Here is a 15,404-nt window from a genome sequence, read left to right as displayed (position 1 = left end):
GGTATTGAACGACCGCTTTCTCTGATTTCTTTAGTAATAAAACTTTTCTTAATTGCTATTTTATCCTGTTATCTCACTTTCATAAATTACTGAAAGCCAATCTATTTCGGTTATGTTGAAATATGTTGAAAAATGAAGAAGGAAATAAAAAAGAATACAGCAAAGAAGGGAATAAGAAGGGAGCCGTTAAGCTCCCTTTTAAAAACAAGACGTACTAGATTAATCAATAGAACGTTTGATTTCGATAACTTGGAAGACTTCAATCATGTCGCCAGCACGAACATCATTGTAGTTTTTCACACCAATACCACATTCCATGCCGTTACGAACTTCGTTAACGTCATCTTTAAAGCGGCGCAGTGATTCCAGTTCGCCCTCGTAGATAACCACGTTATCACGCAGAACACGAATTGGGTTATTACGTTTGATGTTACCTTCAACCACCATACAGCCCGCAATTGCGCCAAATTTAGGTGATTTAAACACATCACGGACTTCTGCAAGCCCCATGATTTCTTGTTTATATTCAGGTGCCAACATACCACTCATTGCCAGTTTGATTTCGTCAATCAGGCTATAGATAACGGAATAATAACGTAAATCAACACTTTCTTGTTCAATGATACGGCGAGCAGATGCATCAGCACGAACATTGAAGCCAAGAATAATTGCGTTAGAAGCAGCTGCTAATGTTGCATCAGTTTCAGTGATACCACCAACACCAGAACCGATGATTTTCAGTTTAACTTCGTTAGTAGACAGTTTAACTAATGCATCAGTAATTGCTTCACAAGTCCCTTGAACGTCTGTTTTCAGCACGATGTTTAGTTCAGAAACTTTACCTTCTTCCATGTTAGCAAACATGTTTTCCAGTTTAGATTTCTGCTGACGAGCCAGTTTAACATCGCGGAATTTACCTTGACGGTATAATGCAACTTCACGTGCTTTTTTCTCGTCACGAACTACCGTTGCTTCATCACCTGCTGAAGGCACATTAGACAGACCTAAAATCTCAACAGGCATTGATGGACCAGCTGATTGAACGTCTTGACCTAATTCGTTACGCATTGCGCGAATACGACCGTATTCAAAACCACACAGAACGATATCGCCTTTATTTAGCGTACCTTCACGAACAAGGATAGTTGCCACAGGGCCACGGCCTTTATCGAGGTAAGATTCGATAACAACACCGCTTGCCATACCTTCTTTAACTGCTTTCAGTTCAAGAACTTCAGCTTGTAAAAGGATCGCATCCAGCAGTTCGTCAATACCTAAACCTTGTTTTGCAGATACGTGCATAAACTGAGTTTCACCGCCCCACTCTTCTGGCAGAATGCCATATTGAGACAGTTCAGTTTTCACGCGATCAGGATCAGCTTCGTGTTTATCGATTTTGTTTACAGCAACCACAACAGGTACGTTTGCCGCTTTTGCGTGTTGAATAGCTTCGATAGTCTGAGGCATCACACCATCATCAGCCGCAACAACCAGAACAACGATATCCGTTACCTGAGCACCACGAGCACGCATTGATGTAAATGCGGCGTGACCTGGAGTATCCAGGAAGGTGATTTCACCTTTATCTGTTTTAACGTGGTAAGCACCGATATGCTGGGTGATCCCACCCGCTTCGCCTGATGCTACTTTCGTTGAACGAATATAGTCCAGTAGTGATGTTTTACCATGGTCAACGTGACCCATGATAGTCACAACGGGTGCACGAGATACAGCGCTTTCTTCACCTGTATCACGATCGCTCATGACTTGTTCTTCTAACTCGTTTTCACGACGTAAGATAACTTTGTGACCCATTTCTTCAGCAACAAGCTGTGCAGTTTCTTGGTCTAAAACCTGATTAATGGTTGCCATTGCACCCATTTTCATCATAGTTTTGATAACTTCAGACCCTTTTACTGCCATTTTGTTAGCAAGTTCAGCAACAGAAATAGTCTCACCGATAATAACATCACGGTTTACAACAGCGGCTGGCTTATTGAAGCCTTGTTGTAGTGAGCTACCTTTACGTTTACCTTTCTTGTTAGTACGGCCAGCAGCACGAGCTTCTTCACGATCTGCTTTTTCAGAATGGCGGTTATTTTTCTTAGGACGAGGTGCCTTAGCATTGCGACCACGACCACGGCCACCTTCAACTTCAGCATCACTTTCATCTTCTGCATCACGAGCATAACGTGATGTGGTTACATGGTAGTCTGAGCCTTCAGTTTCTGGCGATTTAGGTTCAGCAGTCCATTTTTCAGCATTTTCTTCAGCTAAAAGGCGTGCTTTTTCTGCTGCAATTCGTGCTTCTTCTTCCGCTTTACGGCGCTGTGCTTCTTCCGTTTTACGCTTCAGTTCAGCTTGTTCAGCATTGCGACGTGCTTTTTCCTGATCTGCTGCTTTATCAGCTTTTGGTTTATCGTTTTGTTTCACTTTATCTTTTTCCGCTGCTTCGCGCTTAGCTAATTCCGCTGCTTCACGTTTTGCTTCTTCAGCTTCACGTTTCGCTTTTTCTTCGGCATCTTTCTTTGCCTTTTCAGCTTCACGTTTTGCTTTTTCTTCAGCTTCGCGCTGTGCTTTCTCTTGTGCTTCGCGCTGTGCTTTTTCTTCGGCTTCGCGATGCGCCTTTTCTTCCGCTTCACGCTGAGCTTGCTCATCCGCTTGCGCTTTTTCAACAGCGTCACGGTTCACATAAGTGCGTTTTTTGCGGACTTCGATGGCTACTGATTTACTTTTGCCACCTGTACCAGGAACACTTAACGTACTACGCACTTTGCGTTGTAACGTTAATTTTTCTGGTTGGTTGGTTGATACGTCTTTATCACGATTCAACCAAGCCAGTAAGGTTTCTTTCTCTTTTTGGGAGACAGAATCAGAGACGGTCTTCTTAATACCGGCATCAGCAAACTGCTGTACCAAACGTTCAACCGGTGTCTGAATCTCTTCTGCCAGTGATTTTACTGTTTCATCTGTCATTCTGTTCCTTCCTGCTCAGTTGTTACGCATCATTCCCAAACCAGCAGATATTACGTGCAGCCATAATGAGTTCGCCTGCGCGCTCACTATTTAAGCCTTCAATATCAGTTAGGTCGTCGATACCCTGTTCGGCAAGATCTTCCAGTGTGCAGATACCACGGGCAGCTAGATCAAATGCTAAAGAGCGCTCCAAGCCTTCGAGAGCTAATAAGTCCTCGGCTGGCTGGTTATCGCCTAGGCTTTCTTTTTGAGCCAATTCAATCGTTGTGAGTGCTGCTTTTGCTCTTTCACGTAAAGCTTCAACGGTGTCTTCGTCTAATCCGTCAATAGCCAGCAGTTCACTGATTGGCACATAAACTAACTCTTCAAGGGTAGAGAAACCTTCTTCAACTAAAACAGTTGCGAAGTCTTCATCAATGTCGAGATGCTTAGTAAATATTTCAATGGCTGCGTTTGCTTCTGCCTGATGTTTTGCATTCAGTTCATCCGCAGTCATGACGTTTAATTCCCACTTGTCATCACCACGATGTTTTTTCAGTAACTGAGCTGCCAGACGTACGTTTTGACCATTACGGCCAATTGCCTGAGCAAGGTTACTGCTTTCAACTGCAACATCCATTGTACATTTGTCTTCATCGACAACAATAGAAGCAACATCTGCCGGAGCCATTGCATTAATCACGAATTGTGCAGGATTATCATCCCACAAAACAATATCAATTCGCTCGCCGCCCAATTCGCTGGAAACGGCTTGTACACGTGCGCCACGCATACCAACACAAGCACCCACAGGGTCAATACGCTTGTCATTAGTTTTTACTGCGATTTTGGCACGAGAACCTGGATCACGCGCTGCAGCTTTAATTTCAATGATTTCCTCGCCAATTTCTGGTACTTCAATACGGAAAAGTTCAACCAGCATTTCAGGGCGAGAACGTGTCACGAAAAGTTGTGCACCACGAGTTTCTGTACGTACATCGTATAATACACCGCGTAAACGGTCACCTGGACGGAAATTTTCACGTGGTAACATATCTTCGCGTAAAATAACCGCTTCTGCATTATTTCCTAAGTCTAAGGTGATATTTTCACGATTTACTTTCTTCACAACACCCGTGATAATTTCGCCTAATTGTTCGCGGAATTGATCAACAACCATCGCTCTTTCTGCTTCACGTACTTTTTGTACGATAACTTGTTTCGCGGTTTGTGTTGTAATACGGTCGAAAGTAACAGATTCAATCTGATCTTCAATATAACCACCTAGTTCAATACTAGGATCTTCATATTGAGCCGCTTCAAGTGTAATTTCACGAGTAGGCTGAGTCACTTCATCTACAGCAACCCAACGGCGGAATGTATCAAAGTCACCTGTTTTACGGTCGATACATACGCGAACATCAATCTCTTGCTCGTATTTTTTCTTAGTTGCTGTCGCTAGTGCGGTTTCCAGTGCTTCAAAAATCTTTTCACGAGGAAGAGATTTTTCGTTAGAGACCGCTTCCACAACAGCCAGAATCTCTTTGTTCATCCTAGTTGCCTCTTCAAAACTTAAAAGTGGGGTACCAGGTTAGCTTTCTGGATGTTGCTCAGTGCGAACACTTCGTCTTTACCATCCACAGTAACCGTGATCATTTCGCCAGCGACAGACTTAATAATGCCCTGCCATTTACGGCGGTTTTGCATTGCAATTCGTAATACGATAGCGGCTTCTTCGCCGATAAATTGCTCATAATGCGTTGCAGTGAATAAAGGTCGTTCTAAACCAGGAGAAGAAATCTCAAGGTTATAAACTGTTTGAATTGGATCTTCAACATCCAGTACAGCGCTGACCTGGTGGCTAACATCAGCACAATCATCAACAGTGATACCGTCTTCACTATCAATATAGATGCGCAATGTTGATTCTCGGCCACGAATAAATTCAAGACCGACAAATTCAAAGCCTAATGCTTCTACTGGTGCTGAAACCATCGCTGTTAATTTTTGCTCTAATGTGGACAAACCCACCCCCAAGGCATAAAAAAAGGGCCTATAGCCCAGTATTCTATTCTCTGATAACAAAAAACCCCGAAATTCGGGGCTTTATGCAACTGGACCCTGTAACTTGCCATTCGAGAATAACCTCTTCTTACGGCACATTCCACTCAGGATCATAATCGGTTTAACAAGATGATTAATGAGAAAAGTGCTGTATTGTTAGAAGTGGTTGCGGGGGCCGGATTTGAACCGACGACCTTCGGGTTATGAGCCCGACGAGCTACCAAGCTGCTCCACCCCGCGTTCGAAAAACGTGGCAAATTTTACGCTGATAACAAGCAAAACGCAAGTTATCTGGAATAATGGTGCCGAGAACGGGACTTGAACCCGTACGCCCGTTTTATAGGCACTACCACCTCAAGGTAGCGTGTATACCAATTTCACCACCTCGGCACTTTAATGAGAGTGTTATTGCGTAAATATTAACAACCTCATTTAAATCTTTACTTAGTTTACTGCGGAATATCTGTATTTGCTGGCGCTACAGGCGCTGCTAATTGCTCAGCTTTTTTAGCTTCTTCTGCAGTCTGCTCGATAGACATCCACTTACTGTCTTCACGTACAGTTTTATTGGCACTTAAATTACCTAAAATAAGTGCAAGTACAATAAATGCTGTCGCTAAAACAGCGGTCATACGGGTCATGAAGTTAGCTGAACCGCTTGAACCAAATACTGTACCGGAAGCACCTGCACCAAAAGAAGCGCCCATATCAGCACCTTTACCCTGCTGTAACAGGATCAGACCAACTAGCCCTGTTGCTACAATGATAAGAATAACAATGAGTGCCGTATACATTTGCGTTACCTTTTCTATGGAACTTATCGTATTAACGATAACCTTCGATTGCTTCACCCGCTTTAGTTCAAGACCTTACTAAGCGGGTGTGAATACTAACCAATGCTGAACTGACAAGCAAGGTTATTTTTCTACAAAGTGATTGATTGAAGAAAAAATCATCAATTAACCTACGTGCTTCACGGCATCAGCAATACGATTTGCCATCGCCGTAACTTGCTCTTCATTTTCACCTTCGACCATTACTCGAATTAAAGGTTCTGTGCCTGATTTACGTAACAGCACGCGCCCTTTACCTGCGAGTTCATCTTCAACTGCTTTGGCAACTTTCTGAACTTCAGGGGTTTGTAATGGATCATGATTCCCGGTGAAGCGAACATTCACTAAAATTTGTGGTAATAGTTTCATACCACTACATAAATCATGTAAGCTCATATGATTACGTACCATTGCACTTAAAACTTGTAGCCCTGCAACAATACCGTCACCGGTAGTCGTTTTATCCAGTAAGATAATATGACCTGAGTTTTCAGCACCTAAACGCCAACCTTTCTCTTGTAATTTTTCAAGCACATAGCGGTCACCCACTTTAGCACGTACAAAAGGAATACCCAGTTGTTTAAGAGCAATTTCCAATCCCATATTACTCATTAATGTACCAACGGCACCACCACGTAATTGACCTTGGCGTAGCGCTTCTCTCGCAATAATATAGAGAATTTGGTCACCATCTACTTTTAAACCTTGATGGTCAACCATAATGATACGGTCACCATCACCATCGAATGCTAAACCAACATCTGCACCTTCTTCGAGCACACGTTGTTGCAACATTCGGACATCGGTTGCACCGCATTCAGCATTAATATTAATACCAGTTGGCTCACAACCAATCGTAATCACTTCCGCGCCTAATTCACGAAATACATTCGGTGCAATGTGGTATGTTGCACCATGTGCACAATCAACAACCACTTTTAAGCCATTCAAATTATTTTCGTTAGGGAACGTGCCTTTACAAAATTCAATGTAACGCCCAGCGGCATCAACAATACGATTCGCGCGCCCCAGCTCTGCTGACTCTACACAAGTGATCGGTTTTTCCATTTCTGCTTCAATGGCTTCTTCAACTTCATCGGGTAATTTTGTTCCGTCAATAGAGAAGAATTTGATCCCATTATCGTAATAAGGGTTATGGGATGCCGAAATCACGATCCCTGCTTCTGCACGGAATGTACGTGTTAAATAAGCAACCGCAGGTGTTGGCATTGGCCCTGTAAATGAAGCCGATAACCCAGCAGCAGCTAAACCTGCTTCTAATGCAGATTCCAGCATATAACCTGAAATTCGTGTGTCTTTACCAATAATGATTTTACGAGAGCCATGACGTGCTAATACTTTGCCCGCAGCCCAACCCAGTTTTAATACAAAATCAGGTGTAATTGGACTATCACCTACTTTTCCACGGATACCATCTGTTCCAAAGTATTTACGTTCGCTCATTCATTATTTTCCTTTGCAGAAAGAGTCGCTTGTACGACTTTCATCGCATCAACTGTCTCTTTAACATCGTGTACACGAATAATTTGTGCGCCTTGCATTGCAGCAATGACAGCACAGGCCACGCTACCAGCAACACGCTCTTGTGGTGGTACATTCAATAATTGTCCAACCATTGATTTGCGTGACATCCCGGCAAGTATTGGTAAACCAAAGTGATGAAGTTCACTTAAGTGTGCTAATAATTGGTAATTATGCGCTAAATTTTTACCAAAGCCGAACCCCGGATCAAGAATAATTTGATTTTTTTCTATTCCAGCATCAACACAACGTTGGATATTTTCTCGTAAAAAATGATCAACATCTATCATCACATTCTCATAATGTGGTGATTGTTGCATGGTTTTAGGATCGCCTTGCATATGCATAATACACACAGGTAAACCTGTTTTAGCCGCGGCTTCAAGTGCTCCCGGTTCTTGTAAAGAGCGAATATCATTGATAATTGAAGCACCTACATTTGCCGATTCAGCCATTACTTGAGCTTTAGATGTATCAACAGAAATCCACACATCAAAACGCTGGCGAATAGCTTCAACAACAGGAACAACACGCTGTAATTCTTCATCAATAGAGACATCACTTGCGCCGGGTCTTGTTGATTCCCCACCAATATCGATGATAGAAGCCCCATCAGCGATTAATTTTGCTGCGTGGTTAACCGCATCATTAAGTGAATTATGAGTGCCACCATCAGAAAAAGAATCTGGAGTGACATTCAAAATCCCCATAACTTGAGGTGTTGATAAGTTAAGCTCTCTTCCTCTAGCAATTAATTTCATTTCATTGATACCTTCATAAAAAAACCCCAGAAGCCTGGGGTTTGTATTTATAGCTTACTCAATATGCATAACCCGATAAGGATTAGTGAGTATTTTTATCAGAAGGTGTATCACTTTCTGACTCAGGCTTATCTTTTGGCTCATTCGCTACATGTGTTTGTGTCGGCTGGGCAGTAGTTGTTGCATTACTATTGCCATTGCTGCCTTCCCAACCTGCAGGTGGACGGACATCGCGACGATTCATTAAATCATCAATTTGAGGCGCATCGATAGTTTCATAAGTCATCAGTGCATCTTTCATTGAGTGAAGAATATCAAGGTTATCCATTAAGATCTGACGTGCACGAACGTAGTTTCTATCAACGATAGCTTTAATTTCTTCGTCAATAGTACGAGCTGTTTCATCAGACATATGTTGCGCTTTCGCAACAGAACGGCCTAAGAATACTTCACCATCTTCTTCTGCATACAGCAACGGCCCTAATTTTTCAGAGAAGCCCCACTGTGTCACCATGTTACGTGCAATATTTGTTGCTACTTTAATGTCGTTAGATGCACCTGTAGAAACATGCTCGACACCATAGATGATTTCTTCTGCTAAACGCCCACCATACAGTGTTGAGATCTGGCTTTCTAATTTCTGACGACTTGCACTAATTTGGTCACCTTCAGGTAAGAAGAAAGTCACACCTAATGCACGTCCTCGAGGAATAATCGTCACTTTATGCACAGGATCATGTTCTGGTACTAAACGTCCAATAATCGCATGACCGGCCTCATGATAAGCTGTTGATGCTTTTTGTTCTTCCGTCATCACCATTGAACGACGTTCAGCACCCATCATTATCTTATCTTTAGCCTTTTCAAACTCGACCATTGAAACAACACGTTTATTGCCACGAGCAGCGAATAAAGCAGCTTCATTAACCAAGTTAGCTAAGTCTGCACCAGAGAAACCAGGTGTACCACGTGCTAAAATGGCAGGATCAACATCGGGCGATAAAGGTACACGACGCATATGGACTTTCAAGATTTGCTCACGTCCACGTACATCAGGTAAACCCACAACCACTTGACGGTCGAAACGGCCAGGACGGAGTAATGCTGGGTCTAAAACGTCAGGGCGGTTAGTGGCCGCAATAACGATAATCCCTTCATTTCCTTCAAAACCATCCATTTCAACAAGCATTTGGTTCAGTGTTTGCTCACGTTCATCATGACCACCACCTAAACCTGCACCACGCTGACGTCCTACGGCATCAATTTCATCGATAAAGATGATACAAGGCGCAGTTTTTTTAGCTTGTTCGAACATATCACGAACACGAGAAGCACCAACACCCACAAACATTTCAACGAAATCAGAACCTGAAATAGTGAAGAATGGAACTTTTGCTTCGCCTGCAATGGCTTTCGCTAATAACGTTTTACCGGTACCAGGAGGCCCCACCATCAGAATACCTTTAGGGATTTTTCCCCCTAGTTTCTGGAAACGACCCGGATCACGTAAATATTCAACTAATTCGCTTACTTCTTCTTTTGCTTCATCACAACCTGCAACATCAGCAAAGGTTGTTTTGATTTGGTCTTCTGTCAACATGCGAGCCTTACTTTTACCGAAAGACATCGCACCTTTACCGCCACCACCTTGCATTTGGCGCATAAAGAAAATCCAAAGACCAATAAGTAATAGCATTGGGAACCAAGACACAAAAATTTGAGTCAGAAGACTTTGGCCTTCAAGTGGTTCACCCGTTACTTTTACATTACGGTTCATTAAAGTGGTCAGCAGGTTGTCATCACGCATAGGCATATACGTGCTGTACTTTGAGTTATCTGTTTTAGTTACATTAATATCATAACCACTTATGCTGACCTCGCGTAATTGGTTATTAGTTAACTCATTGATAAAGGTAGAGTAATCCACCTTACGACTATTCGAATCGCTGGGTCCGAAGCTCTGGAATAATGACATCAAAACGACTGCAATAACTAGCCAGAGGATCAGGTTTTTCGCCATGTCACTCAAGGGATTAACCTCATATTACAACTGTGTTAACAAATAGCTTTAGGGTACTAAAGTTTACGCCCTGTGGCTACAATATATACCTCACGAGAACGAGACCGCGAAGCGTCTGGTTTACGAACTTTCACTTTCGTAAACAGGGAGCGTATTTGCCCCAGGTATTCATCAAAGCCTTCTCCCTGAAACACTTTGACAATAAAACTTCCCCCGGGAGCCAGTACATCACGACACATATCAAGCGCTAACTCTACTAAATACATGGATCGAGGGATATCGACCGCGGGTGTGCCGCTCATGTTTGGAGCCATGTCAGACATGACAACCTGGACTTTATTTTCACCTACTCTATCAAGCAATGCCTTCAACACAAGTTCATCACGAAAATCGCCTTGAAGGAAATCGACTCCGACTATAGGATCCATAGGTAAAAGGTCACATGCGATGATTCGACCTTTGCTTCCTAACTGCTGTACAACATACTGAGACCACCCACCAGGAGCAGCTCCTAAATCGACAACGGTCATACCTGGTTTAAAAATATTGTCACTTTGCTGAATTTCTTCCAGTTTAAACCAAGCACGAGAGCGAAACCCTTTTTTCTTTGCTTGCTGAACATATTTATCACTAAAATGTTCTTGTAACCAGCGGCTAGAGCTTGCCGAACGTTTCTTATTGGCCATTGTGTTTTCCAACTATCATACACTTAGCTATCAAAATTTTTACTCTTTCACTCATTTAACCTCGTCGTAACGACATTTTATGGTGATAAGTGAGAGATGGCGTTAGAATAGTGAGTTTTCAATCCCAACAAAGCAAAAATTAATGATGACTCTTAACAAAAAACAAATTCAACACCTGAAAGGGCTCGCTCATCACCTGAATCCCGTCGTTATGATTGGTAACAACGGATTGACTGAAGGCGTTCTTGCAGAAATTGAACTCGCTCTGGCACACCATGAGCTTATCAAAGTCAAAATCGCAGGCGAAGATCGAGATGTTAAAAACTTGATCGTGGCAGCGATTGTACGCGAAAGCGGTGCACAGAATGTACAAGTAATCGGAAAAATTCTTGTTCTTTATCGTCCTTCAGAAGCACGCAAGATTATTTTACCGAAATAATACTTGTATCTTTATATAAAAATGCCATAACTAACTCTATGGCAAAAAAGGCCTTTTAAGGCCTTTTTTATATTACCACAGGATAGCAGACTAGTTTTCTATAGAAACGTAAAATTATAAATTAAATGTATTCTACGTTTAAAACTTCGTACTCAACTTGCCCACCCGGAGTTGTAATAACCACGACATCATCTAACTCTTTACCAATTAATCCACGCGCAATCGGTGAATTTACAGAAATTAAATTAGCTTTAATGTTCGCTTCATCATCACCCACAATACGGTAAGTCTGCTCTTCTTCAGTTTCAACGTTTAACAATGTCACTGTTGAACCAAAAATAATACGACCATTGTTATTCATCTTAGTAATATCAATAACTTGAGCATTTGATAATTTAGCTTCAATTTCTTGTACTCGTCCTTCACAGAAACCTTGTTGCTCTCTTGCTGCATGATATTCTGCATTTTCTTTTAAGTCTCCGTGCTCGCGTGCTTCTGCAATAGCAGCGATAATTTCGGGACGACGAACATTTTTTAAATACTCCAGTTCTTCACGTAATTTTTCTGCACCAAGAACTGTCATTGGGATCTGATTCATGTGTTAATACCTCAATACTATTCCTAATAAAAAATAGGTATCATCCTGATTTTTTATACTAACAACACAGAGAAAAGGATCTATTTACTCTTCTCAAGACAAAAAAAGACACAGGCAACCTTAAATTGGGCCTGTCTCTACATATATTCGGTGAATTAGGAAAGACGTTTATTCCCTTATTCATGTTGTTGGGAAGTAAACTTTAGCTCCCCCATACTTAAAACTAAATCTAACACAACAGACGCATTGCTTCACGCCTTATCTCTCTTTATAAATCAATAAACAGATATTTTCTGATAATGCAGTAATCACTCGGTATATCGTTTACTTTTGCCCTCATTGCCCTTTAGTATTAGTCTCTGGCAATCAATACTGTAACGTTATCACGCTATAGTCACGGACAGAGAAATTATGCGCTTATTATCAACATTCCGACGGATACTTTACACATTAAGTATCATCAGTTTTTCAACCCAAGCAATATCCGTTGAAAACTACATTGAGCATCTCCCTGAAGGAACACAAGTGGGTTTGATTACTCAACCTGTGGGCGCAACGTCTCCTAACCTCAATTATCATGCAGATCAATTAGCGCTTCCTGCCAGTACTCAAAAAGTTGTTACCGCCTTAGCCGCATTACTTCAATTAGGTGGTGATTATCAATTTACCACGACAATGGAGACGGAAGGTAAAATAAAAAACGATCAACTTAACGGAGATTTGATCTTTCGTTTCAGTGGTGATCCGACATTAACTCGCCAACAGTTAAGAGGAATGGTCGCAGTATTAAAACAATCTGGTATTACTAAAGTTCATGGTGATTTACTGATTGATACATCTGCTTTTTCAAGTCATGACAAAGCGCCAGGTTGGGTTTGGAATGATATGACTCAATGTTTTAGTGCCCCCCCTAGTGCCGCAATTGTTGATAAAAACTGTTTTTCTGTCTTATTGCAAAGTGGCAATAAAGATGGCGATATTGCCACAATACGCAAAGCTTCATTTTATCCTGTCACCGTTTTAAGCGAAGTTGAAACTTATGAGAAAGGCTCCACTCGCACCCGTTTTTGTGAATTAGATGTCACTGTCCGTGACTTAAATACCTATGTAATAACAGGTTGCATCCCTAAACGTGACGATGCAGTGCCTTTAATGTTTTCAATTCAAGACGGTGCGCATTGGGCTGGTACGATTTTAAAAGAAGAATTACAAAGATCCAATATTGAACTTGATGGTTATATAAAACGTCGTTCTCAAGTTAAAGCACCCGTTACAGTATTGGCGCAAACACAATCTAAACCCTTACATAACTTACTTACGACAATGTTAAAAGAATCTGACAATATGATTGCAGATACTGTATTTAGAACCATTGGGCGTGAATATTATGGTGTTGCCGGAACATGGCGTTCAGGTGCAGAAGCAACTCGCGCGATTTTAAAACAAAAAGCAGGAATTGATTTAGGCAATACAGTCATGGTTGATGGTTCGGGCCTTTCACGTCATAACCTCATTTCACCGGCAACAATGATGCAAGTCCTTCAATATATTGGCCAACATGATAATGAACTCAACTTTATGACTATGCTTCCCCTTGCTGGGCATGATGGAACATTACAATATCGTGGTGGCTTTCATGAAGCAGGCGTAGATGGCAAAGTTTCTGCCAAAACAGGTTCATTAAAAGGGGTTTATAATCTTGCTGGATTTATGACAACAGCAAATGGGCAAAAAGTTGCTTTTGTTCAGTATGTCTCATCCTATTCACCACCGACGAAAAATCGTAATGCAGGGCGAGCCTATTTAATACGCTTTGAAACTAATCTGTATAAAGATATGTACAATAACCGTTAAATTTACAATATTGAGATAAAAGAAAACGCCTGATCAATCAGGCGTTTTCTTATTTTTTCATGATAAGAATGAAAGTTAACGTTGGTAGATAAACTCTATACCATCATCATCTTCTTCATCCCAATCATCATCGTCATCATCTTCGAAATCAGGATTTTCAAGCTGTTCTTTGTGATAATCATCCCACATAAAGTCAACTTTTCCTGGCTCTGTAACTGTCGCTACTAAATCTTGTTCACGTGGCGTCACGTTCAAGAATTCCATGATGTTCCAGCAAAGTTTTTTCACACCTTCTTGGTTGATAGCCGCTATCATGTAATAGTTTTCATCCCAACCCAGTGCTTCAACAATCGCTTTTGCCTTCTCTTTTGCTTCTTCTGCATCAAGAAGATCCACTTTATTGAACACTAACCAACGCGGTTTTTGTGCTAATTTTTCGCTGTATTTCTCTAATTCAGAGACAATAATTTTTGCATTCTCAACAGGATCTGATCCGTCAATAGGATCAATATCGATCAAGTGCAATAATACACGACAGCGTTCTAAATGTTTTAAGAATTGGATCCCAAGACCTGCACCATCAGCAGCGCCTTCAATTAATCCAGGAATATCAGCAACAACAAAGCTTTGGTGATTATCCATACGTACCACACCTAAGCTCGGCACTAAGGTGGTAAAAGGATAATCGGCAACTTTAGGTTTTGCCGCAGATACTGCACGAATAAACGTTGATTTACCCGCATTCGGCATGCCTAACATCCCAACATCGGCTAATAACATTAGCTCTAAGAGAACTTCACGAGATTCACCCGGCGTTCCCATAGTACGTTGGCGTGGAGCACGGTTAACCGAAGATTTAAAGCGAGTATTACCTAAACCGTGAAAGCCGCCTTTAGCAACCATCTGTTTTTGGCCGTGAACAGTTAAGTCAGCAATGATTTCATTGGTGGCTAAATCACGGACACGCGTTCCAACCGGAACACTAATTGTAATGTCTTGACCACGCTTACCTGTGCAGTCACGGCTGTGACCATTTTCACCACGCTCAGCGCGATAAGATTTTGTAAAACGGTAATCAATCAGGGTATTTAGGTTTTCGTCTGCAATCATGTAGACGTCACCACCATCACCACCATCACCACCGTCTGGTCCGCCATTAGGGATATATTTTTCGCGACGAAAGCTCACACAGCCGTTACCACCATCACCCGCGACGATCAGGATCTTGGCCTCATCAACAAATTTCATGATTTTACTCCGTATAGTAGCCATTAACGTGCTGGATGGCCGAAATTACCCAGAGATGGCCTTTTTTAAATATAAAAAGCCCCGCAACAGATTTGCAGGGCTTTTGACTCGGTGATTAAAGGACCGGTAATTATTCAGCTTCGATGCTGATAAATTTACGGTTGTTTGGACCTTTAACTTCGAACTTAATTTTTCCGTCAGCTAATGCAAACAGGGTGTGGTCACGACCACAACCAACGTTAGTACCTGCATGGAACTTAGTACCACGTTGACGAACGATGATGCTACCTGCTAATACAGCTTCACCACCGAAACGTTTAACACCCAGACGTTTTGCTTCGGAATCACGACCGTTACGAGTCGAGCCGCCAGCCTTTTTATGTGCCATTGAACTACTCTCCTAA

Annotated in this window: 13 protein-coding genes and 2 tRNA genes; 2 read left to right on the top strand and 13 right to left on the bottom strand. The window is 41.9% G+C overall.

Annotated features, from left to right (window positions below):
* Positions 1-219 precede the first annotated feature (219 nt).
* The 10 genes from infB to rlmE form a co-directional block, all read right to left on the bottom strand.
* The gene (infB, locus tag GWI97_RS07610; RefSeq protein WP_087803766.1) at positions 220-2,976 is read right to left on the bottom strand and encodes a translation initiation factor IF-2; all 2,757 of its coding nucleotides are present in this window, start codon (positions 2,974-2,976) and stop codon (positions 220-222) included.
* 22 nt (positions 2,977-2,998) lie between these two features.
* On the bottom strand, positions 2,999-4,507 hold the full coding sequence (gene nusA, locus GWI97_RS07605; protein WP_006535691.1) for a transcription termination factor NusA: 1,509 nt from the start codon (positions 4,505-4,507) through the stop codon (positions 2,999-3,001).
* A 20-nt stretch (positions 4,508-4,527) separates the two neighbouring features.
* Complete coding sequence (gene rimP / locus GWI97_RS07600) at positions 4,528-4,980, bottom strand: ribosome maturation factor RimP (RefSeq protein ID WP_036914691.1); 453 nt, start codon at positions 4,978-4,980, stop codon at positions 4,528-4,530.
* A 202-nt stretch (positions 4,981-5,182) separates the two neighbouring features.
* Positions 5,183-5,259, bottom strand: a tRNA-Met gene (locus tag GWI97_RS07595).
* Between the two features lie 60 nt (positions 5,260-5,319).
* Positions 5,320-5,409: transfer RNA gene (locus tag GWI97_RS07590), tRNA-Leu, on the bottom strand.
* 59 nt (positions 5,410-5,468) lie between these two features.
* Positions 5,469-5,813: a preprotein translocase subunit SecG gene (secG, locus tag GWI97_RS07585; protein WP_036939352.1), complete on the bottom strand. Its 345-nt coding sequence runs from the start codon at positions 5,811-5,813 to the stop codon at positions 5,469-5,471.
* A gap of 165 nt (positions 5,814-5,978) precedes the next feature.
* Positions 5,979-7,316: a phosphoglucosamine mutase gene (glmM, locus tag GWI97_RS07580; protein WP_036939354.1), complete on the bottom strand. Its 1,338-nt coding sequence runs from the start codon at positions 7,314-7,316 to the stop codon at positions 5,979-5,981.
* Positions 7,313-8,155, bottom strand: a complete 843-nt coding sequence (folP, locus tag GWI97_RS07575) for a dihydropteroate synthase (RefSeq protein ID WP_036939356.1) — start codon at positions 8,153-8,155, stop codon at positions 7,313-7,315. Before folP ends, glmM begins: the two co-directional genes overlap by 4 nt.
* 82 nt (positions 8,156-8,237) lie before the next feature.
* On the bottom strand, positions 8,238-10,184 hold the full coding sequence (gene ftsH / locus GWI97_RS07570; RefSeq protein ID WP_087803768.1) for an ATP-dependent zinc metalloprotease FtsH: 1,947 nt from the start codon (positions 10,182-10,184) through the stop codon (positions 8,238-8,240).
* Between the two features lie 47 nt (positions 10,185-10,231).
* Positions 10,232-10,861: a 23S rRNA (uridine(2552)-2'-O)-methyltransferase RlmE gene (rlmE, locus tag GWI97_RS07565; RefSeq protein WP_036939360.1), complete on the bottom strand. Its 630-nt coding sequence runs from the start codon at positions 10,859-10,861 to the stop codon at positions 10,232-10,234.
* A gap of 145 nt (positions 10,862-11,006) precedes the next feature.
* Between rlmE and yhbY the strand changes: the two genes are divergently transcribed.
* Complete coding sequence (gene yhbY, locus GWI97_RS07560) at positions 11,007-11,300, top strand: ribosome assembly RNA-binding protein YhbY (RefSeq protein WP_036914752.1); 294 nt, start codon at positions 11,007-11,009, stop codon at positions 11,298-11,300.
* Between the two features lie 121 nt (positions 11,301-11,421).
* Here the strand turns inward: yhbY and greA are convergent, their stop codons facing one another.
* Positions 11,422-11,898, bottom strand: a complete 477-nt coding sequence (gene greA / locus GWI97_RS07555; protein ID WP_036939362.1) for a transcription elongation factor GreA — start codon at positions 11,896-11,898, stop codon at positions 11,422-11,424.
* 411 nt (positions 11,899-12,309) lie between these two features.
* Here greA and dacB point away from each other — a divergent pair, with 411 nt between their 5' ends.
* The gene (dacB, locus tag GWI97_RS07550) at positions 12,310-13,752 is read left to right on the top strand and encodes a serine-type D-Ala-D-Ala carboxypeptidase (protein ID WP_036939365.1); all 1,443 of its coding nucleotides are present in this window, start codon (positions 12,310-12,312) and stop codon (positions 13,750-13,752) included.
* Positions 13,753-13,827: 75 nt separating this feature from the next.
* On the opposite strand, the gene cgtA is transcribed toward dacB, so the two are convergent.
* Together cgtA and rpmA are read right to left on the bottom strand one after the other, a co-directional pair.
* Entirely contained in the window at positions 13,828-15,000 is a 1,173-nt protein-coding gene (gene cgtA, locus GWI97_RS07545; protein WP_036939367.1) for an Obg family GTPase CgtA, read from the bottom strand.
* 130 nt (positions 15,001-15,130) lie between these two features.
* Positions 15,131-15,388 (bottom strand): 50S ribosomal protein L27, encoded by a 258-nt coding sequence (gene rpmA / locus GWI97_RS07540; RefSeq protein ID WP_006535706.1) that lies wholly within the window; start codon positions 15,386-15,388, stop codon positions 15,131-15,133.
* Positions 15,389-15,404 lie beyond the last annotated feature (16 nt).

The organism is Proteus sp. G2300 (assembly GCF_009915965.1).
GTDB classification, from domain to species: domain Bacteria; phylum Pseudomonadota; class Gammaproteobacteria; order Enterobacterales; family Enterobacteriaceae; genus Proteus; species Proteus vulgaris.
The sequence above is the reverse complement of the archived record's forward strand: the minus strand, read 5'-3'. Positions and strand labels throughout refer to the sequence as shown.